This window comes from Deinococcus depolymerans (assembly GCF_039522025.1).
GTDB classification, from domain to species: Bacteria; Deinococcota; Deinococci; order Deinococcales; family Deinococcaceae; genus Deinococcus; species Deinococcus depolymerans.
Map to the genome: position 1 here is coordinate 196,200 of NZ_BAAADB010000003.1, position 19,863 is coordinate 216,062.

Annotated in this window: 19 protein-coding genes; 9 read left to right on the plus strand and 10 right to left on the minus strand. The window is 70.3% G+C overall.

The genetic code is table 11. The annotated features are described in order from the left end of the window. Positions 1-673 precede the first annotated feature (673 nt). The 3 genes from ABDZ66_RS01325 to tsaD all read left to right on the plus strand — a co-directional run bounded on the left by ABDZ66_RS01325 (position 674) and on the right by tsaD (position 3,293). The gene (locus tag ABDZ66_RS01325) at positions 674-1,756 is read left to right on the plus strand and encodes a butyrate kinase (RefSeq protein ID WP_343755210.1); all 1,083 of its coding nucleotides are present in this window, start codon (positions 674-676) and stop codon (positions 1,754-1,756) included. Between the two features lies 1 nt (position 1,757). Then, a complete protein-coding gene (locus ABDZ66_RS01330) occupies positions 1,758-2,132 on the plus strand; it encodes a hypothetical protein (protein ID WP_343755212.1) in 375 nt (124 codons plus the stop codon). A 120-nt stretch (positions 2,133-2,252) separates the two neighbouring features. Further along, positions 2,253-3,293, plus strand: coding sequence for a tRNA (adenosine(37)-N6)-threonylcarbamoyltransferase complex transferase subunit TsaD (gene tsaD / locus ABDZ66_RS01335; RefSeq protein WP_343755214.1), 1,041 nt, complete (start codon positions 2,253-2,255; stop codon positions 3,291-3,293). A 340-nt stretch (positions 3,294-3,633) separates the two neighbouring features. Here the strand turns inward: tsaD and ABDZ66_RS01340 are convergent, their stop codons facing one another. Continuing rightward, a complete protein-coding gene (locus ABDZ66_RS01340) occupies positions 3,634-5,343 on the minus strand; it encodes a long-chain-fatty-acid--CoA ligase (protein ID WP_343755216.1) in 1,710 nt (569 codons plus the stop codon). 285 nt (positions 5,344-5,628) lie between these two features. Here ABDZ66_RS01340 and ABDZ66_RS01345 point away from each other — a divergent pair, with 285 nt between their 5' ends. The 4 genes from ABDZ66_RS01345 to ABDZ66_RS01360 all read left to right on the plus strand — a co-directional run bounded on the left by ABDZ66_RS01345 (position 5,629) and on the right by ABDZ66_RS01360 (position 7,314). After that, the gene (locus tag ABDZ66_RS01345; RefSeq protein ID WP_343755218.1) at positions 5,629-6,174 is read left to right on the plus strand and encodes a nucleoside deaminase; all 546 of its coding nucleotides are present in this window, start codon (positions 5,629-5,631) and stop codon (positions 6,172-6,174) included. A 92-nt stretch (positions 6,175-6,266) separates the two neighbouring features. Continuing rightward, positions 6,267-6,764 (plus strand): DUF1999 domain-containing protein, encoded by a 498-nt coding sequence (locus ABDZ66_RS01350; protein WP_343755220.1) that lies wholly within the window; start codon positions 6,267-6,269, stop codon positions 6,762-6,764. Further along, positions 6,764-6,988 carry a heavy-metal-associated domain-containing protein gene (locus tag ABDZ66_RS01355; RefSeq protein ID WP_343755222.1) on the plus strand — a complete coding sequence of 75 codons (225 nt, stop codon included), beginning with the start codon at positions 6,764-6,766 and terminating at the stop codon, positions 6,986-6,988. The genes ABDZ66_RS01350 and ABDZ66_RS01355 overlap by 1 nt, the downstream gene beginning before the upstream one ends. 2 nt (positions 6,989-6,990) lie before the next feature. Beyond that, a complete protein-coding gene (locus tag ABDZ66_RS01360) occupies positions 6,991-7,314 on the plus strand; it encodes a DUF503 domain-containing protein (RefSeq protein ID WP_343755224.1) in 324 nt (107 codons plus the stop codon). A 260-nt stretch (positions 7,315-7,574) separates the two neighbouring features. Here the strand turns inward: ABDZ66_RS01360 and lepB are convergent, their stop codons facing one another. After that, the gene (gene lepB, locus ABDZ66_RS01365; RefSeq protein ID WP_343755225.1) at positions 7,575-8,357 is read right to left on the minus strand and encodes a signal peptidase I; all 783 of its coding nucleotides are present in this window, start codon (positions 8,355-8,357) and stop codon (positions 7,575-7,577) included. A 227-nt stretch (positions 8,358-8,584) separates the two neighbouring features. Then, the gene (locus ABDZ66_RS01370; protein ID WP_343755226.1) at positions 8,585-9,382 is read right to left on the minus strand and encodes a patatin-like phospholipase family protein; all 798 of its coding nucleotides are present in this window, start codon (positions 9,380-9,382) and stop codon (positions 8,585-8,587) included. A 212-nt stretch (positions 9,383-9,594) separates the two neighbouring features. On the opposite strand from ABDZ66_RS01370, the gene ABDZ66_RS01375 reads away from it, so the two are divergent. Further along, on the plus strand, positions 9,595-10,347 hold the full coding sequence (locus tag ABDZ66_RS01375; protein WP_343755228.1) for a serine/threonine-protein kinase: 753 nt from the start codon (positions 9,595-9,597) through the stop codon (positions 10,345-10,347). Positions 10,348-10,722: 375 nt separating this feature from the next. On the opposite strand, the gene ABDZ66_RS01380 is transcribed toward ABDZ66_RS01375, so the two are convergent. The 7 genes from ABDZ66_RS01380 to ABDZ66_RS01410 all read right to left on the minus strand — a co-directional run bounded on the left by ABDZ66_RS01380 (position 10,723) and on the right by ABDZ66_RS01410 (position 18,774). Beyond that, positions 10,723-12,318, minus strand: coding sequence for an alpha-amylase family glycosyl hydrolase (locus tag ABDZ66_RS01380; protein WP_343755229.1), 1,596 nt, complete (start codon positions 12,316-12,318; stop codon positions 10,723-10,725). A 246-nt stretch (positions 12,319-12,564) separates the two neighbouring features. Continuing rightward, positions 12,565-13,707 carry an LCP family protein gene (locus ABDZ66_RS01385; protein ID WP_343755231.1) on the minus strand — a complete coding sequence of 381 codons (1,143 nt, stop codon included), beginning with the start codon at positions 13,705-13,707 and terminating at the stop codon, positions 12,565-12,567. Positions 13,708-14,158: 451 nt separating this feature from the next. After that, positions 14,159-14,578, minus strand: coding sequence for a hypothetical protein (locus ABDZ66_RS01390; RefSeq protein ID WP_343755233.1), 420 nt, complete (start codon positions 14,576-14,578; stop codon positions 14,159-14,161). 183 nt (positions 14,579-14,761) lie between these two features. Beyond that, on the minus strand, positions 14,762-17,002 hold the full coding sequence (locus tag ABDZ66_RS01395) for an AAA family ATPase (protein WP_343755235.1): 2,241 nt from the start codon (positions 17,000-17,002) through the stop codon (positions 14,762-14,764). Then, positions 16,999-17,316: an ATP-dependent Clp protease adapter ClpS gene (clpS, locus tag ABDZ66_RS01400; protein WP_343755237.1), complete on the minus strand. Its 318-nt coding sequence runs from the start codon at positions 17,314-17,316 to the stop codon at positions 16,999-17,001. The genes ABDZ66_RS01395 and clpS overlap by 4 nt, the downstream gene beginning before the upstream one ends. 330 nt (positions 17,317-17,646) lie before the next feature. Then, positions 17,647-18,204 (minus strand): desiccation-associated late embryogenesis abundant protein, encoded by a 558-nt coding sequence (locus ABDZ66_RS01405; RefSeq protein ID WP_343755239.1) that lies wholly within the window; start codon positions 18,202-18,204, stop codon positions 17,647-17,649. Positions 18,205-18,402: 198 nt separating this feature from the next. Next, positions 18,403-18,774, minus strand: coding sequence for a hypothetical protein (locus ABDZ66_RS01410; protein ID WP_343755241.1), 372 nt, complete (start codon positions 18,772-18,774; stop codon positions 18,403-18,405). Between the two features lie 97 nt (positions 18,775-18,871). Between ABDZ66_RS01410 and ABDZ66_RS01415 the strand changes: the two genes are divergently transcribed. Further along, positions 18,872-19,852: a DUF1517 domain-containing protein gene (locus ABDZ66_RS01415; RefSeq protein ID WP_343755243.1), complete on the plus strand. Its 981-nt coding sequence runs from the start codon at positions 18,872-18,874 to the stop codon at positions 19,850-19,852. Positions 19,853-19,863 lie beyond the last annotated feature (11 nt).

A 19,863-nucleotide genomic window follows, 5' to 3' on the forward strand; every position in this document is an offset into this window, starting at 1 on the left:
CCACCCCCGCCCTCTGCCGCGCCCCCGGTATGCGGGGCCGCGCCGCGGGTCGTCTCTGCCCGGCCCGGCACCCCCTGTGCTCCTGCTCTGCGGAGCAGCTCTCCAAGTCGCTTCGCTCGGATTGAGCGGGTTTGATCAACCGTTCAATCCGGGTCCGGATCATCAATGGTGCGGACACCTTTCAAGCGCCAGAGGGGATAAGCATGGAACACGTCCTCTGTAACGCCATTCCTGCTCACCCCCTCCCGGCCTCCCCCCTCAGGCGGGAGGGGGAAACACGGCGTGTTCATGGCCGGTCTGCCCTGAAGGTATGAACCTGTCCGCACCATTGATGATCCGGACTGCCGTCTGGTTCGCCGACCATCCGGAACTTCACCGGATGGCCAGCGCCACGTCCGGAGGGGCGTTTCTCTCCTTCTCTGCGGAGCAGCTCTCCGGGTCCGCATGATACGGATTCCGTTTGTTTCGCCAACAATCCGGAACTTCACCGGGTTGCCAACTCCACGTCCGGAACCCGCCCAGCTCCCACTCTGCAGGGCAGCTCTCCGAGTCGCATCCGCTCGGATTGAATGGGCTGCAAAGACCATTCAATCGGAGTCCGTATGAGAGGGTCTTGAAGGGATCCTCATTTGTCCCGGCCGTTGCGGCGGGCGATCTGGTACGCTGCGGCGTTGTGATCGCCCATGTGATCAATCCAGGAACCAGTGGGATCAAGCTCGCCTGCGCGAGCATCGAACCCAGCGAGAATCCGGCGCTGCCCGGACAGCTGCGTCTGACCCTCACGCGCGCCGAACTGCCCCTCACGGCCCCCCCCACGGCCGATCAGGTTCCGGAACTCACCCGCGCCGTCCTGGCCCTGACCGCCGACTGGCCCGCCCCGGACGCCATCGTGGGCCGCGGCGGCCTGATCGGGCAGGTCGCGACCGGCACGTACCGCGTCACGCCGGAACTCTCCGCCTACGCCGTCAGCGGCAGCGGCGCCAGTTACCCCCCCAACCTGGGCGGCCCGCTCGCCCTCGCGACCGCCCAGGTGCGCGGCGTGTCTGCCTTCATCGTGGACCCGCAGAGTGCCGACGAACTGCTGCCGGAAGCGCGCCTGACCGGCGTTCAGGGTGTGCGCCGCACCGCCGAATTCCACGCCCTGAACGCCCGCGCCGTCGCCCGTCGCGCCGCCCACGAGGTCGGCAAGCGCTTCCAGGACGCCCGCGTGGTGGTCGCGCACCTCGGCGCGACCACCAGCGTCACCGCCTTCGACCGCGGCCGCGCCGCCGACACGACCGGCACCGGCCCGGACGGCGGCCCGCTGGGCGCCATGCAGAGCGGCCCCCTGCCCACCCGCGCCCTGCTGGCACTGGCCCGCGAGCTCGGCGAGGCCGGGACCCTCACGCGCCTGAGCAGCGAGGGGGGCTTTCTCGCCCTGACCGGCAGCCGCGACCTGCGTGACCTGGAGCAGCGGCTCCCCAGCGACCCGGACGTGCAGGCCGTCGCCGCCGCATTCGTGCATCAGGTCTGCAAGGCGCTCGGCGAGCAGACCGGGGCGCTCAGCGGCCGCCCGGACGCACTGGTCATCACGGGCGGCATTGCCCGCTGGGATGAACTGGTCGACCGGATCGAGCGGCGCGTCGCGTGGATCGCGCCGGTCCTGGTCATTCCGGGCGAACTGGAACTCGAGGCGCTGGCCGAGGGGGCCGGCCGCGTCCTGCTGGGGCTGGAACAGGCCCGCGAGTGGCACCCGCCGCTGTCTGGCGGCCGCTGACATGCCGCGCCGCCGCCCGCCCCGCGCCGCGCCGGAACCCATCCGCGCCACGAGCATGTGGCGGGTGGATCAGGTCTTCCTGGCGCGCCGCGGCCTGCGCGTCGAGGTGACCTGCTCGATGGTGAATGACCAGGGGGGCTTGCGGAACCTCAGTGTCACCGCGCCCACCGAGGACCCCCATGCCGCCGTCCGGCACGCCGCGCGGTTCATTGCCGGCCGTGGCAACGTCAGCAGCGCCCGGCAGGCCCGCGTCCGCTGGACCCGCGAGCAGGCCACCACCGAACAGGACGCCCTGATCCGCGACCGCGCCCTGGAAGACGAATTCCTCGACGAGTTCGAGGAGACGCTCGCCGCCGTCCGTGACCAGCAACGCTGAGAGGAAGTGGGCGGCAGGCCGCGGCGCGTGGGTGGCTGCGGGTGGTCACGCCCCGCCCCCTGACCGTCCCCCGCTCCCCGTCACCGTTGGCGTCCGGTCTGCCTGCTACACTCCCCCCCGATGAGTGTTTCTGCCGATTCCGGGCCTTCCGCTCCCCTGCGTTCCGGTCCTGTCCGCGTGCTGGGCATCGACACGTCCTGCGACGATACCGGGGTGGGTGTCGTGGAACTCCTGCCGGACGGGCGCGTGCAGCTGCTGTCCAACCGGGTGTGGTCGCAGACGGTGCACGCCCGCTACGGGGGCGTCATGCCGGAACTGGCCAGCCGCGAACACGTCGAACGGATCGACGAGATCCTGCAGGACGCCCTGCAGGAGGCGGGCCTGACCGTCACGGACCTCGACGCGGTGGCCGCCACGTCCGGCCCCGGTCTGGTCGGGGCGCTGCTGGTGGGCCTGATGTACGGCAAGGGACTGGCGCAGGCGCTGAACGTGCCGTTCCACGCCGCGCATCACCTGGAGGGGCACATCTTCGCGGCGGCCAGCGAGGCCGAGCTGCGCGCCCCGTACCTGGCGCTGGTCGTCAGTGGCGGGCACACGCACCTGTTCGACGTGCCACGCGACGGGGAGTACCGGCTGGTCGGAGCCACCATGGACGACGCGGCCGGCGAGGCCTTCGACAAGATCGCGCGCCTGGCGGGCCTGGGCTATCCGGGCGGCCCGGCCATCAGTGAGGCGGCGATGCGTGGCGACCCCAACGCCGTGCCGTTCAAGGAACCGCTGCAGGGGCAGAAGGCCTTCGATTTCAGTTTCAGTGGCCTGAAGACGGCGGCGCTGCTCGCCCACCGGGGCGGCGCGCGTGCCGAGGATCTCGCCGCGAGCTTCCAGCGGGCGGCCGTGAGTTTCCTGGTGAAGACCACCGTCCGCGCCGCGCAGGCCAACGAGCGGCGAACCGTGGTCGTGTCCGGCGGGGTCGCCGCCAACGGGGCGCTGCGCGAGGCGTTCCGCGCGACCGGTCTGAACGTCGTGTTCCCGGGGAAGGGCCTGAACACCGACAACGGCGCCATGATTGCCCTGGCGGGCGCCGCTGCCATCCGCGCCGGACGCCCCGCGAGCGCCCTGAACGGCAGCGCGACCGCCTACGCGCCTCTGGCCAACGCCTAGGATCGGGACACACCGGCAGACGGCCGGGGGGGGCGGCCTGAGCAGGCCGCCCCCTCTGTTTTCCCGCTGCCTGCTTCCTGCCGTGCATACGGACTGCCGTGTGTGTCGTTCACAGATCGGAAGTGGCGCCGGATTGCCCTCTCCAGGCCCGCCTCCCCGGCGCTCTGCGGGTCCGTGTGGGGTGATACGGACTGCCGTTTGTTTCGTTCACAGATCGGAACACCGCCGATCTGTCAACTCCACGTCCGGAACCCGCCCAGGTCCTCCTCTGCGGGGCAGCTCTCCGGGTCGCATCCGCTCGGATGGAACGGCTCTGTCAGCCATTCAACCGGAGTCCGGATCAGGCGCTCCTGGCGGCGCGGGTCTCGCGGGCTTCCTGGGCAAGCTGGCGGCGCAGGATCTTCATGGCGGCGGTCTTGGGGAGTTCGGTGCGGAATTCGACGCTGCGGGGCACCTTGTAGGCGCTCAGCAGGCCCTTGCAGTGCGTGATGATGTCGGTTTCGCTGGCGGTCTGGCCGGGTTTCAGGGCGACGACCGCGTGGACGCTCTCGCCGCGGTAGGGGTCGGGCACGCCGACGGCGGCGGCCTCGAGGACGGCGGGGTGGCTCATCAGGGCTTCTTCGACCTCGCGGGGGTAGATGTTGTACCCGCCGGCGATGATCAGGTCCTTCTTGCGGTCCACGATGCGGAAGTAGCCGCGGTCGTCCATGGTGGCCATGTCGCCGGTCATGAGCCACACCTGACCGTCCTGCTGGCGCAGGGTCTTGGCGGTCTCGTCGTCGCGCTGCCAGTAGCCTTTCATGATCTGCGGCCCGGCGACCCACAGTTCGCCGACCTCGCCGGACGGGGTGGGTTGCCCGTCGTCGCTGACGATGATGGCGTCCACCCCGGGGACGGGCAGGCCGATGCTGCCTTCGAGCTGGTCGCCGAAGATGGGGTTGACGTGCGTGATGGGGCTGGCCTCGGTCAGGCCGTACCCCTCGACGAGGTTGGCGCCGCCGGTGATTTCCTTGAACCTGCGGGCGGTTTCGAGCAGCAGGGGGGCGCTGCCGCTGATGCAGGCGCGGATGCTGGTCAGGTCGTGCCGGGGGGTGTCCGGGTGGTTGTTGATGGCGTTGTACAGGGTGGGCACGGCGGGGAACAGCGTGGCGCGCGAGCGTTCGATCTGCGTGAGGACCATCTTCAGGTCGCGGGGGTTGGGGACCAGGACGATGTTCGCGCCGATCAGGATGCTGAGGTTCATGGCGACCGTCATGCCGTACACGTGGAAGAACGGAATGGCGGCCAGCGTGACTTCCTGGCCCTCGTGCAGGTCGCTCATCCAGCTGCGTGCCTGCTCGCAGTTCGAGACGAGGTTGGCGTGCGTGAGCATGGCGCCCTTGGGAACGCCGGTGGTGCCGCCGGTGTACTGCAGCAGGGCCACGTCGTCCGGCTGGAGGCTGACGGTGGGCGCGGCGGCAGGCTGCGAGGCCAGGACCTTGCGGTAGGGCAGGACGCGCTCGTCGTAGGGCACGTTGACCCAGCTGCCCTCGCGGCGGGCCTTGACGGGGTAGAGGAGGTTCTTGGGAAAGCTCAGGGCGTCCTGCACGCCGGTCACGAGAACGCGTTTGACCGGGACGCGCGTGCGGATTTCCTGGTAGCGGGGGTAGAAACTGTCGAGGATGATCAGGGTCTCGCTGCCGCTGTCCTGCAGCTGGTGTTCGAGTTCGCTGGCCGTGTACATGGGGCTGGTGTTCACGGCGATCGCGCCGGCCAGCAGCGTGCCGTAGAAGCTGGTCACGAACTGCGGGGTGTTGGGCAGCATGATGGACACGCGGTCGCCGGGGCGCACGCCCATGCGGCGCAGCGCGGCTGCGAAGCGCTGGGCGTCCTGCCACAGCTGGCGGTAGCTGGTGGTCGCGCCGATGAAGGTCAGGGCGGTGTGGTCCGGGTACTTGGCGGCGGCGCGTTCCAGCAGGGCGGGCAGGGTCAGGCCGCTGGGCGTGAAGGTGCGGGGCACGCCGCTTTCGTAGCTGCTCAGCCAGGGGCGGGGGTGGGTTGGGTGTGTCATGGCACTCCTGCGGGGGTGCCCCGGCCCAGCGGCAGGCCGGGTGGCGGGGATGGAGGGTGGAATCTGTTCCGCGCGGTCCGGTGGAACGTCTGGGGGGCGACCCCGGCGGGTCTGGAGCGGGACAGATGGGTACGAAGTTGAACTCAGTATAAGCAAAATTGGGGTGTCATCAATAGCTGACCCCGCCCGAACCGTAAGCAGCCTCACCCTGAATCGGGTCTTCACGCACGCGCAGAACACAGCCCAGCACACAGAATTCTTCCGTCAGACCGTCAGACTGCCGCCATGCCCCCCCAGACCCCCACCCCCACCGACCACCGCCGCTGGCTGCGACTCACCCTGGACCTCGCCCGCGAAGCGCAGCAGGCCGGCAGCGCGCCGGTCGGTGCCGTACTGGTCGACGCCAGCGGTCACGAGGTCGCACGCGGCCGCAACCGGGTGGGCGAGGCGCAGACCCCCGAACACGTCGGAAAGGCCAGCGTCGCCCACGCCGAGATGGACCTGTACTTCAGCGCCGGCAGCCTCGACAACCCGGAAACCCTGACGCTGTACACCAGCCTGGAACCCTGCCTGATGTGCGGCGGTGCCAGCGCCCTGCTCGGCGTGGGCCGCGTCGTGTGGGTCACGGACGACCCCTGGGGCGGCTCCGGACGCCTGATCCGCTGGAGCGACCACCCCGCCATGCAGGACACCGAGGTGATCCCCACCCCCGACCCGGAACTGGAACGTGAGGGCGCGCGCCTGTTCGCCCCGGAAGCCCGGCGGGCCTTCCCCGACGAGGGCTGGCAGCTGTGGCGGCAACGCTACCCCCGCGAGACCGAAGGCCTGTAACGCGCGCCACCCCCCGTGTTCCCCGCGCGGTTCCACCCGCCGCCGCACGCCGCTTCACGGTCGCCCCGTCCCGCATGGGCTAGCCTGCCCGCATGCGCTACCGCACCTTCACCGAGGCCGACTACCCGGCCATGCAGGCCCTCGACCTGCGCCTGCAACGCCAACGCGACCCGGCCTTCGACACCCTCCCGGAACGGGAACGCGACGGCCGCCTCCACACCAGCCTCCCGGCCCTGAAGTTCTACGAGCGCAGCGAACACTCCTTCGCCGCCGAGGAGGGCGACACCCTGATGGGGTTCATCCTCGCGCAGTCCGTGTGGCAGGGCGACCGTCCCCTGGTCCTGGTGCGGACCGTCAGCGTCGCCCCCGACGCCCCGGACGGCACGCACACCGGCCTGCTGCACGCCGCCGTGAAAAGCGCGTACGACACCGCCGTGTACGAACTGCACTTCACGCTGACACCCGAACTGCACGCCGCCGCGCTCAGCGAGAGCGCCGTCGTGACCGGGCAGAGCGCCGTGTGTCACCTCGGCACCCGCGCCGATACCGCGCCCGGCATCCGCCTGCGCACCGGCAGCCAGGAGGCATAATGACCGTCATGACCAACACCGCCACCCGCGTGCTGCTGGGCGTGCGCGGCATGACCCGCGACGCCGGGACCGCCGTCGCTGCCGCCCTGACTGCCCTGCCCGGCGTGATACGCGCCACGCCCGACGACGGCCAGATCGAAGTGCACTACGACCCCTCACAACTGACCGTCATGGACCTCGTGCGCGCCGTGCGCCGTCAGGGTTTCCTGGCCGGCATGCTCTGAGCGTGGCGCTCGGCTATGTGGGCGTCCTGACCATCCGGGTCGAGATGCCCTGGGTCGCCAGCCTCAAGGAGAAACGCGCCCTGGTGCGGCCCGTCGTGGAGCGCCTCAAGGCCCGCTACCCGTTGACCGTCGCCCGCCTGGACGGCCTGGACGCCCACGACTGGGAAGTGATCGGCGTGGCGACCATCAGCAACGACTACGGCTGGGTCGAGGAGACGCTGCGCATGGCCGCCGACTACATTGCCCGGGAAGGGCCGTACCGCGTCGCGAGCGAACACACCGAGATCACGTCCCTCGGACCCGACGGACCGGAGGACGTGGACTGATAAGGACTCCGATTGAATGGCTTACAAAGCCCGTTCAATCCGAGCGAAGCGAGTGGGAGCAACACGCCCCTCCGGACGTGGCGTTGACAGATCGGTGGTGTTCCGATCTGTGAACGAAACAAACGGCAGTCCGTATGGCCGTCCCGGCCGGGGAAGGCCACGCGCGGCCCGCCCCCGGCTGACCCTGCACGCCGCGCCCCGGCCGATCCCGGGACCGCGGCGTGGGTCAGGGTGCCGAGGGGGTCAGGGTGCCGAGGGGGTCAGGGTGCGGTGGGGGTCTTGAGCGCGCCGAACCCGGCGGGAGGGGTCAGCAGACGCCAGTTCAGGACGTTCTCGCCGCTGAACTCCGCGACCGTCCCGGCGCTGCAGTCGTACTTCACGTTCGCCTTGCGCATGATGGGCCACACGACGGCGGCCGCGCGGCCCGCCACGTCCCGCCGTTCGACCGGACCGATCATGCGGGAATCCTCGGAGCCGTTCTGCGTGCGGTTGTCGCCCATCACGTAGTAGCTGCCGGCCGGCACCGTGAACTCCTTCTGGTCCGACACGACGCCGTAGTTCACGGACGCGGTGGCGTAGTTCGCCAGGTCGCTCTGCGTGTCCCAGCAGCCCTGCTCCTTCCAGTAGGAGGTCGTCCAGCTGGCATCCAGCGGCGTGCCGTTCACGGTCACCTCGCCGCCCGTGATGCTGATGCGGTCGCCGGGCAGGCCGATCAGGCGCTTGATCAGGAAGGGCCGGTAGGTCCACAGTCCGAACGCGCTCTTGTTCAGGTTGGCGATCTGGGTGCTGGCCTCACGGGACGGCTTGAAGATCAGGATGTCCCCGCGCTTGAATTCCCCCACCCCGGCCTTGTGCAGCCACGTCTCGTACTTCGGCACGAACACGCGCTCGCCGTTGCGCAGGTTCGGCATCATGCTCACGCCGTCCACGCCGACCAGCGTCGCAACGAACTGCGTGATGACCACCGCGAACACGATCGGTTCGAGCAGCTCCTTCCACAGCTTCTGGAGGGCGGTCGGTGCAGGTCTGTCAGGTCTGGTCATGCACCGGGCAGAATACCGGATGGGACCGGGCCGCATGTCTCCGGGCGGGTGCTGCCCGTCGGGTGACGGATCATACGGATTCCATTTGTTTCGTTGACAACCCGGAACGGCACCGGGTCGTCAACTCCACGTCCGGAATCCGCCCAGCTCTTCCTCTGCGGGGCAGCTCTCCGAGTCGCATCCGCTCGGATTGGATGGCTTGCAGGGCCGTTCAATCGGAGTCCGTCTCAGCCCAGCAGGGCGCGGATGCGGGGCAGTTCACTCAGGGCCGCGTCGCGTCCGGCCTGGGTGGCCTGCGCGGCGCGGTTGAAGTTCATCAGGTCGATGTCGCCCAGCTGGGGGCGCAGCAGCACGTCCGGGCGGTACAGGCTGATGCGGGCGTCGGTCAGTTGCGCCTGCATGATCTCCACCGAGCGGCGCAGCGCCCGCAGCGGCCCCAGGTTCGCCTCGCGTTTCCAGAGCAGCACGCGCCGCTCATGCAGTTCCAGCGGGTCGGGGGCGGTCACGTCCACGGCCAGCACGCGCCGCGCCCCCAGGAACAGCGCGGCGTCCACCGGCACCTGGTTCAGGATGCCGCCGTCCGAGAGCAGCATGTCGTCCATGGGAACGGGTTCCAGCGCGCCCGGGTACGCGGTCGTGGCGCGCAGGGCGCTGTGCAGGTCCCCGCGCGTGAGGTACACCGCGCGGCCCGAGAGCATGTCGGTCGCGGTGATCGCCAGCGGCCGGCGCAGCTCCTCGAAGGTGGGCGGCAGGTGATGGGTCAGCCACGCACTCAGGCTGGACGTGCGGATCAGGCCGGGGCCAGGGCGCAGGTCCAGCAGCCGCCGCCAGGAGACGGACCGCGAGATCCGTTCCAGTTCATCGCCGCTGTACCCGGCGGCGATGAAAGCGCCCACCAGCCCGCCCATGCTGGTGCCGGCCACCACGTCCGGCAGGACGCCGCGTTCCTCGAGTACCTGCCAGACGCCCACGTGCGCCAGTCCGCGTGCGCCGCCTCCGCCCAGGACCAGGCCGTACCCGCTCATGCGGGGCCCTGCGGGAAGCGGGAGGCGGGCGCGGGCAGGGCAGGCGTCATGCTGCTGATTCTACGGGGAGCCGCCCGGATATTGAACCCGGTTCAGTTTGAGGTGATTCCGGGCCTTCCGACGACACTTTCAGCTGGTCCCGTTCCCCGCCGTCCCCCGCGCACCCCGGCAGGTCTACCCGCCCCGCGCGCCGCTGGGGTAGCTTGTACGGGATGCCTCTCGCAGGACAGATCGTGGGCGACGGAGTGAGACTCATCCGTCCCGTCGGCCGCGGCTCTCACAGTCTGGTGTACTTCGCCGTGGCGCGCGACGGTCAGCCCTGCGCCGTGAAGATCTTCCCCGCGCACCTCAGCGGGTACGCGGACCGCGAGTACCAGCACGCGCATGACCTTCACCACCCCCGGCTGGTGCGGGTGCTGCACCGCGCCGTCGTGGACGAACAACCCGCGCTGGTGGGCACCCTGGCGCGCGGAGAGGTGATGTTCCAGCGCTTCGCGCAGCGGCCCGCCGCGCAGCGGGACCGGCGGGCCTTCCTGCTGACCATCGTCCACCTGCTCGACGCCCTCACCTACCTGCACGGGCGCGGCCTGGTCCACCGCGACATCAAACCCGAGAACATCATGGTCGACGAGGACGGCAGCGCCAAACTGGTGGACTTCGACCTGTCCGGCCCGGCCTTCGAGACCTTCGACACCCCGGTCCGCATGGGCACCGCCGCCTTCCAGAGCCCGGAAGCGGCCCGTGGCGAACCGCTCGGACCGGAAAGTGACCTGTACGGGGTGGGCGTCCTGATCGGCTGGGGCATTCACGGCCGCCTGCCGGAATCCGACGAACCCTACCCGCTGAGTGCCGACCCGCTGGGATCCCTGCACGCCACCCTGACCCGCACGCACCGGGCAGAACGCCCGAACGACGCCGGAAGGGTCCGCCGGGAACTGCTGAGGCTCGCGCAACTGCCCTACTGATCCGGACTCCGACTGTCTGGCCCCGGGTTGCCAGCGCCACGCCCGACCGTCCTCCGGGCTCCCGCTCTGCGGCGCCGCTCTCCGGGTCCGTATGATCCGGATTCCGTTTGTTTAGCCGACCATCCGGAAGTTCACCGGATTGCCAGCTCCACGTCCGGAGGGGCGTTTCTCTCCTGCTCTGCGGAGCAGCTCTCCGGGTCGCATCCGCTCGGACCCAGCGGGCTTAGCAGCCCATTCAATCGGAGTCCGTATGAGACGGACCCCGATCCGGGCGTGAATCCGCCTCCCGCCCCGGGTGACCCGGTGCTGCCAGCGGTTCGACCGGAAACCGGATGACCGCCGCCCCGCCGGGAGCGCAGGCGGCGGCCAGACCCATCAGCGCAGGATGCGGGCCTCGTCCGGGCGCAGGGGTGCGCCGCTCGCGGGGTGGTCGCCGTGACTGCTCAGGAGCGTCTCGCCGGCCGCCAGCGCGCCGAGGTCGTGGGTCTGCGCGCCAAAGTTCAGCAGGACGGTCAGGGTCTCGCCGTGACCTTCGCGTACGAAGGCGAACACGCCGTCCGGGGCGTCCACGCTGCGGTACGAACCGCCGATCAGCGCGGGGTGCTCCTGGCGCAGACGGGTCAGGGCGCGGAAGTAGTTCAGGTCGCTGCGCGGGTCGTTCTCCTGCGCGGCGACGTTCAGGGTGGCGAAGTCGTCCGCGAGGGGCAGCCACGGCGTCGTGCCGGGCGCACTGAAGCCCGCATTCACGGAAGCGTCCCACTGCATGGGCGTGCGTTCCGGGTCGCGGCCCGCCTCGGGACTGTCGGGCTGCTGAAGCGCGGCCGGGTCCACGATGCGGTCAGCGGGGATGGGCACGTCGCGCATGCCGATCTCGTCGCCGTAGTACACGGTGGGCGTGCCGCGCAGCGTCAGCAGCAGGGTCTGCGCCACGCGGTACTGCGCGTCGCCCACGCGGCTGCGGAAGCGGTGCTGGTCGTGGTTGCCGAGCACCCAGTTAGGCCACGCGCCCGCCGCGAGGCACGCCGCGTCGTACCCGTCCGCGAACTGCCGCACCTCGGCGGCGGTCCAGGGGATCAGGATCAGGTGGAAGTTGAACGGCAGGTGCACCATCCGCGCGTCCTCGGTGCCCGAGTACGGCAGCAGGCGGTCGACCGGCAGGTAGATCTCGCCGACCATCATGCGGTCATCGAACTCGTCCAGCACGGCGCGCATCTCGCGGATGTACGCGTGTGTCTCCGGCTGGTCCTGCGTGTACGGGTGCAGCAGGCTCCAGTGTTCGGGCTGGCCGGGCTGCCAGTCCGGATTCTCGGGTTCGTCCAGGTAGCGGTCGTCCTCGGCGAGCAGCCAGATCACGTCCACGCGGAAGCCGTCCACGCCCCGGCGCATCCAGAAGCGCAGCGCGTCGAACATCGCCTCCCGGACGGCCGGGTTGCGCCAGTTCAGGTCCGGCTGGCTGGGCAGGAACTGGTGCAGGTAGTACTGCCCGCTCGCCTCGTCCAGCGTCCAGGCGGGCCCGCCGAAGAAGGACTTCCAGTTGTTCGGCAGGCCGCCGCCGGGAGCCGGGTCGCGCCACACGTACCAGTCGCGTTTCGCGCTGTCCTTGCCGGTCAGGGCCTCCTGGAACCACGCGTGGTCGGACGACGAGTGGTTGGGCACGTAGTCCAGCATGACCTTCAGGTCCAGGCGGTGCGCCTCGGCCACGAAGGCGTCGAAGTCCTCCAGCGTCCCGAACAGCGGGTCGATGTCGCAGTAGTCGGCGACGTCGTACCCGAAGTCGCGCATGGGACTCCTGAAGATGGGGGAGAGCCACACGGCCCGCACGCCCAGGCTCGCCACGTACGGCAGGCGGCGGGTGATGCCGCGCAGGTCGCCCACGCCGTCGCCGCTGTCATCCTGGAAGGAACGCGGGTAGATCTGGTAGATGATGCCGCTCTGCCACCACTTCAGCTCGCCGGTCAGGGAGGAGGTCATGCCCAGCACAGTACGGTCTGAATCGTTTCAGATCAAGAGGGGGGGCCGGAAAACCGGCAGTGGATGGGTGCCTCCTCTCCCACCCCCCTCATACGGACTGCCGTTTGTTTCGTTCACAGATCGGACCACCACCGATCTGTCAACTCCACGTCCGGAACCCGCCCAGCTCCTCCTCTGCGGGGCAGCTCTCCGAGTCGCATCCGCTCGGATTGAACGGCTCTGTCAGCCATTCAACCCGGGTCCGTATCAGGGTGCAGGTGTGTCCGAGCCCAGGCGCACCGTCACGTCCGCGCCGGACACCAGCGGCTGATCGCTGACCGTCCCGAAGCCCACGTCGCGCAGCACCCGCGCCGCCGCCGCCCCGGACGCGGTGGTCCTCGCAGGGACGCGCGCCTCGTTCGCGATCCAGACGTTCGTGTACCCCAGGCCCTCCAGCCGCGCCTTCAGCCGCCCGGCACTGCCGTCCGGGGCGTCGGTGTTCACGACCGCCACGCCCAGCGACCGCGCATCGTTCGGATCCCGGAAGTGCTTCGCGACAAGCGTGTTCAGCGCCGCGCGGTCCACCTCCCACACGCTCGCCGCACCCCGGTACCCGAACGTGCCGGGCACCTGATGGGTCCTGATCTTCACGCCGCCCAGGCCCGCCCCCATCAACGCGCCCACCTGCGACCGGGTCAGGTTCGACTTCATGTTCCGGTCCACCGCCGCCACCATCAGCGGGAGCCGCCACACGTTCAGCGGGCTCCGCACCTGCTCGCCCAGCGCCCCCACGAACTGCTGCTGCCGCGCGATCCGCCCGATATCCCCCAGGTTGTCGTGCCGGAAACGCAGGAAGCCCACCATCTGCTCGCCGTTCAGGCGCTGCCGCCCAGGCTTCAGGTCAATGTGCAGGTTCCCGGCGTTGTCGTCGTACTTCATCGCCTGCCCCACATCCACCGTCACCCCGCCCGCAGCCTCCGTCAGGGCCGGCACGGCATTCAGGCTCACCAGCACGTACCCGTCCACGGTCACGCCGGTCAGGGTCTGCACGGCGCGCATCAGCATGTCCGGTCCCCCGTGGACGTTGGCACCGTTGATCTTCCCCCAGCCGTATCCGGGCAGGTTCACCCAGGAGTCGCGCGGGACCCCCAGGATGTTCACCCGCCCGTCCGGCCAGACCTGCGTCAGCATGATGGTGTCGGTGCGGGTCTTGAACGACTCCGCCTTCGCCGGCCAGGGCCACACGGCCGCCCGGTCGTCGTAATCCACGTCCACACCGGCCACGACCAGGGTCACGGGCCCGTCGGCCCTGTAAGGCACGCCCGCGTACCGGGAGAGAAACGGCGCGGCGGGGGAGGCCACGGCCACCAGTCCCGCCGCCGCAACAAGAACCCACACAACACGGCGCACGCCGCCGAGCATAGCGCTCCCGCTCCCCCGGCGGATCAACCGGAGGGATGATCCACCCCCCGGCTGAAAGGTTGGCAACTGTCAACCCGGGCGGACTCGCAGGGCCGCGCCACTGAGCGAGCAGGAGAGGAACGCCGCTCCGGGCGTGGCGTTGACAGGTCGGTGGGGTTCCGATCTGCTGGAGCGGTTCTCCGAATGACGGCACCGGACGTCTGCTGTGCCCGTGTCTCTGTGCCCATGCCTCCATTCTCTGCCTCGCCGCTGTTCCAGTCTGTCCTGCCCGTCAACATGCCCTCGCTCTTCTGCAGGGCGTGACAGGTCCGCCCGGCGACACAGACCGCCTCCTCATGGCAACGGCTCTGCCGAAACAGACGGATTCCGTATGGGCGCCCGCGGGCCACCCACAGCAAAAACCGGGCTCCCGAAGGAACCCGGCCCGGCGCGAGGCGCCTTAGTTCAGGGTGATCTTGCTGGCGACGAGCTTCTCGCCTTCGATCTCGCCTTCCACGGCGACGTTGGCGTCCTTGCGGTCGGTGCCGAAGAACTCCTCGGCGGTCGTGGCGCCACCCTCGTAGGTGGTGGTGTCGGTCACGCTGACCTGGTAGTTCTTGTCGTTCTCGTTCAGGCCGAAGGTCTTGGCGGTGCCGTCGAACTCCATGATGGTGCCTTCGAGGCCGTCGCCGGCCGCCATGTCCACTTCCTCGCTGGTGCTGGCGCTGTCACCGTTGTTCATGGTGCTGTCGGCAGCGGCGCCGGTATCGGTGGTCGTGGTGGCAGTGGTGCCGTCCGTGGAGGTCTGGGTCGCCTCTTCCTTGGGAGCGCAGGAGGCGAGGAGGGCAGCGGTCAGGAGAGCCAGCAGGGTGGGTTTCATGCCCTCATCTTCACGGCTGGCACCGGTGACTAGATGAGGAGAATCGCAGGGAACCTTTACGTCCAGCACGCTGAAATTCCTGACCAAAGCATGAAGTGGTCATGAAGTGCCGGTGCCGCACCTGCGCCTCCTGACCGCCCGCCAGCTGCTATGGGGCGGCCCCGCCCGCCCCGGCGCGGAGTTTCAGTTGAGCGTGAATTCCCCGTTCCGCACGCCCACCTTCACGTTCCCGCCGTTCTTCAGGCGCCCGAACAGCAGCTCGTCGGCCAGCGGCCGCTTGAGCCGCGTCTCGATCACCCGCGCCAGCGGGCGGGCGCCCATGGCCGGGTCGTACCCCAGTTCCGCCAGTCGCGCCCGGGCCGCCGGACTGACCGTGACAGTCACGCCCCGCTCGGCCAGCTGCACCTGCAACTCGCGGATGAACTTGTCCACCACGCCGCCCATCACGGCCGGGGACAGCGGCGAGAAGTGCAGCACGGCGTCCAGGCGGTTACGGAATTCCGGCGTGAACGTCCGTTTCACCGCCTCGGCCTCCTCGCCCGCGCGGCCCACCCGCCCGAAGCCCAGCGCGGGCCGCGAGGCGTCGGCCGCCCCGGCGTTCGTCGTGAAGATCAGGATCAACCCGCGCCCGTCCACCTTCTTCCCGGTGTGGTCGGTCAGGGTGCCGTGGTCCATGAGCTGCAGGAACACGTTGTACACGTCCGGGTGCGCCTTCTCGATCTCGTCGAGCAGCACCACCGCGTGCGGGTGCCGCGCCACGGCGTCCGTCAGCAGGCCCCCCTGATCGAAGCCCACGTAGCCGGGGGGCGCTCCGATCAGGCGCGCGACCGTGTGCGCCTCCTGGTACTCGCTCATGTCGAAGCGCGCCAGGTGAATGCCCAGCCGGTCGGCCAGCGCACGCGCCAGTTCGGTCTTGCCCACCCCGGTCGGCCCGGCGAACAGGAACGCCCCCTGCGGTTTCTGCGGGTCGCGCAGGCCCGCGCGGGCCAGTTTCACGGCGCTCGCCACGGCGTCCACGGCCGGGTCCTGCCCGAACACCCGCGCCCGCAGGTCCGCGCCCAGCGTCGCCAGGGACGTGACCTCCTCGGCCTTCACGGCACCCAGCGGCACGCGGGCCATGCGGGCCACCGTGCCCTCGATGTCCGGCACGTCGATCACGCCGCCCTTCCCCGTACTGCTGCGCGCCGCGCCCGCCTCGTCGAGCACATCGATGGCCTTGTCCGGCAGGAAGCGGTCCCGCAGGTGGCGCACGGACAGCCGCACCGCCGCCTCCAGCGCCCCCGGCGTGAACGTCACCCCGTGGTGCGCCTCGTAACGCCCGGACAGCCCCTGCACGATCTTCAGGGCGTCCTCCTCGGACGGCTCGGGCACCTCGACCGTCTGGAAACGCCGCCACAACGCCCGGTCCTTCTCCAGAAAGCGCAGCTCGGCGGGCGTGGTCGCGCCCAGCACCCGCAACCCGTGCCCGTGCGCGCTGCCGCGGGCCAGCGCCGGCTTCAGGAGGTTCGCGGCGTCCACGTTCCCGCCCTCGGTCGCCCCGGCCCCCACCAGCGTGTGCAGCTCGTCGATGAACAGCACCGCGTTCCGCCCGTCCAGCGCCGCCAGGACCGCCTTCAGCCGCGCCTCGAAATCGCCCCGGTACCGCGTGCCGGCCAGCAGCGCCCCCAGGTCCAGCGCGAACACGCTGGCGTCCCGCAGGAACCCCGGCGCCCGCCCGTCCGCGATCCGCTGCGCGAGTCCCTCGGCCAGCGCGGTCTTGCCCACGCCCGGCTCGCCGACCAGCACCGGGTTGTTCTTCCCGCGCCGCGCCAGGATGTGCACCACCCGTTCCAGTTCCGCTCCGCGCCCGATCACCGGGTCGAAGCGCCCGGCCCGCGCCAGCGCCGTCAGGTCGGCGGCGTACGCCTCCAGCGGGTCCACGTCCGGCCCCGCACCCCCGGCCTCATCCGGGGCCGGGCCGTCCACGCCCGCCACGCGCCGCTCCCGCTCGCGGCCCGGCACCCTCGCCGTCCCGTGAGACACGAAATTCAGCACGTCCAGCCGCGACGCTCCCTGCGCCTCGATCGCGGCGCGCGCCGGACTGTCCTCCTCCTCCAGCAACTCCACCAGCACCCGCGCGCCGTCCGCCTCCTGTCCGCCACGGCCGCTGGCGTGCAACTGCAGCACCGCGCCCTCCACGACCCGGTGGACGCCCAGCGTGAAATCCGGCTCGGCGTCCGGCACGGCGTCCAGCTCCGCCAGCACCGCCCGCAGATCATCCCGCAGCCGCTCCACGTCCACACCCACCGCCAGCAGCGCCTCACGCGCCTCCGGGTCGTGCGTCAGGGCCAGCAGCAGGTGTTCGAGCGTCACCAGTTCATGTCCGGCCTCACGCGCGTAGTCCGCCGCGCGGCCGATCGTGACCTGCAGGTGCTCGCTGATCATTCGCCCGCCTCCGGCTCGGCCACCACGCGCAGCGGGAAGCCCTCCTGCCGCGCCGCCGCCATCACCTGCGCCACCTTCGTCTCGGCCACGTCCCGCGAGTACACGCCCGCCACGCCCTGCCCCCTGTGGTGCACGGCCAGCATGATCAGTTCGGCCTCCTGCTCGGACTTGCGGAAGAAGCGGCGCAGCACCTCCACCACGAACTCCATCGGGGTGTAGTCGTCGTTCAGCAGCAGTACCCGGAACAGCCGGGGCCGCTGCGTTCGCGTGCGCTCCAGCGTCTGGGTTCCAGAGTCAAGGTCCCGGCGTGTCATGCCGCCGAGTGTAGCGGCCCCGCGCGGCCCCTGCCGGAGCCAGGGTCACGGTCCAGAGGCTGCGGGCATCGGGGCGCGGTGCGTGGACGGCGGAGCGGCGCCTGCTCCCCCATACGGACTGCCGTTTGTTCGTTAACAGATCGGAACACCACCGATCTGTCAACTCCACGTCCGGAGGGGCGCCCAGCTCCTTCTCTGCGGAGCAGCTCTCCGGGTCGCATCCGCTCGGATTGAACGGCTTTGTCAGCCATCCAATCGGAGTCCATATCACACGACAGGGGCCGCGCCCCCTCCGGTGGGGGAGGAGGCGCGGCACTGGTGGAAAATGGATCAGGCTTTCTTGGCGTCGCGGGCCGCGCCCTTGACGTCGTTGGCGGCCTTCGTGGCGTCGGCCTTCACGTCGGCGGCCTTGGCCTGCACGTCCGCCTTGACCTCGGCGGCCTTGTCGGCCGCGGCGTTCTTCGCGTCGGCCGCGGCGTCCCTGGCCTTGTCGGCCACGTCGGCGGCCCGGTCGCTGGCGGTCGCGGCGGTGTCCCTGGCGGCGTCGGCAGCCTTCCCGGAGGCGTCGGCCACGGCGCCCTTCACGTCACCGGCCACTTCCTTGACCTTGTCGGCGGCGGCCTGGGCACCGCTGGCCGCGGCGTCCTTGACCTCGCCGGCCTTCTCGGCGATCACGGTCCCGGCGTCCTTGGCGGCGTCACGGGTCTTCTCCCAGCCTTTCGTGACGCTCTGGCCCACATCCTGCGCGGCGTCCTTGAGGCCCAGGTCGGCCAGTTTGGCATCCAGGGCGCGGCGGTTCTGTTCACGGCTGAAGTAGTACGCGCCCGCGCCCACCAGGGCACCCAGGACCAGCAGTCGTTTCAGGGGGAAATGACGATCACTTTTCATGAGAGTCAGCCTACGCCCCCCTCATCTGTGCAGGATGAGCCGTGATTCACGCGCAGTTCACGCCCCACCCGCCACGCACCCTCACCCCTGCGCACTGCCCCCGGTTTCGCCCTCCACCCGGAACCCGGCCTGTCAGCGCCACGCCCGGCAGTCCGCTCGGGTTGAACGCTGCTGCACACCTTCCAACCGCAGTGCGGATCAGAGCAGGCCCAGGCGGCGCGCCAGTTCACGCCCCAGAATCCACTCCTCGGGTTCCTCGGTGTCCTGCACGCGCACCAGCACGCACTCGCGACCCAGGTAGAACGCCACGATCTTCTCCCAGGCTTCCTCCTCGGTGTCCGCGGTCTCCTCGATGTCCTCCAGCGTGCCCCAGACGTCACCGTCCACGTCCGCGCTGCGCAGCGCCTCGGCGTGACCGCTCAGCACGTACGCGTCGACCGCCTCGTCGCGGCGGTACGTTTCACCGTCCCGGCGCAGGTCCAGGCGGTCGTCCCGCTCGAACAGGCTCTCCAGAAGGGCGTCCCACTGCCCGGCACTCAGGGTAATCACGTCGCGTCGCTCGTCACTCACGCGGGCAGTGTACCCGCCGGGACCGCCACCCCACCGAAAGAACACGTGAAGGCAGACCGTTCAGATGCGGGCCCGCACCGCCCCGTACACTGCGGACATGCAGCCCGCACAACGCAACCCTGGCGTTCCCCGCCGTCTCCTGTCCCTGGGCGCCCTACTGATCGCGCTGCTGACGCTGCTCGCCCTGGTCTCGCCGCTGGCGCAGGCGCAGTCCGGCGGTGGGTTCGGCGGCAGTTCCCGCAGTTCCGGCAGCTCCGGCAGTTCCGGCGGCAGCTTCGGTGGAAGCCGCGGCGGGTCCGGTGGCGGGTACAGCGGCAATTACGGCGGCGGGTACAGCGGGCCGATCATCATCAACGGCGGCGGGTACGGCGGCGGGTACGGGTACAGCAGCGGCGGTCTCGGCGGCGTGGTCACCCTGATCATCTTCGGCGTCGTGATCTTCGTGGTCATCAGCGCCATGCGCCGTAACCTCGGCGGGAGCGGCCGGGGCCTCACGGGCCTCAGCGGTACCGCCCAGGCCGTCAGCGTGCAGATCCTGATGGCCGAGGGCGAAGAGGTCAAACGCGCCCTGCAGCGCGTCGCGCAGACCGGCGACCCCGACACCAACGAGGGCCTGGCCCGCATGCTTCAGGAGGCCGCGCTGGTCGCCCTGCGCCACCCGGAACGCTGGGTGTACGGACACGTGCAGCGCGCCCAGGGGTCCGCCAGCACCGCCGACAGCCAGGTGGGCGCCTGGGCCACCGAGGCCCGCGCCGCCTTCACCGAGCAGACCACCAGCAACTACCAGAACAATGACCCCCGCAGCGGGTACGCGCACCGCGGCGACTACACCTTCAAACCCGACGCCGGCGATCAGTACCTCGCCGTGACCCTGGCCGTCGCCGCCCACACCCTGGCCGCCCTGCCCCCGGCCGGCACCACCAACGCCGCCGAGGCACGCGCCGCGCTGAGCGCCATCAGCGCCGTCGCGCCCGGCGACCTGATCCGCGCCGAGGTCGTCTGGAGCCCCGACGCCGACGGTGAATTCCTCAGCGAGGACGAGGCCATCCAGAAGTACCCCAACCTGACCCGCCTGTAACGGCCTGCACC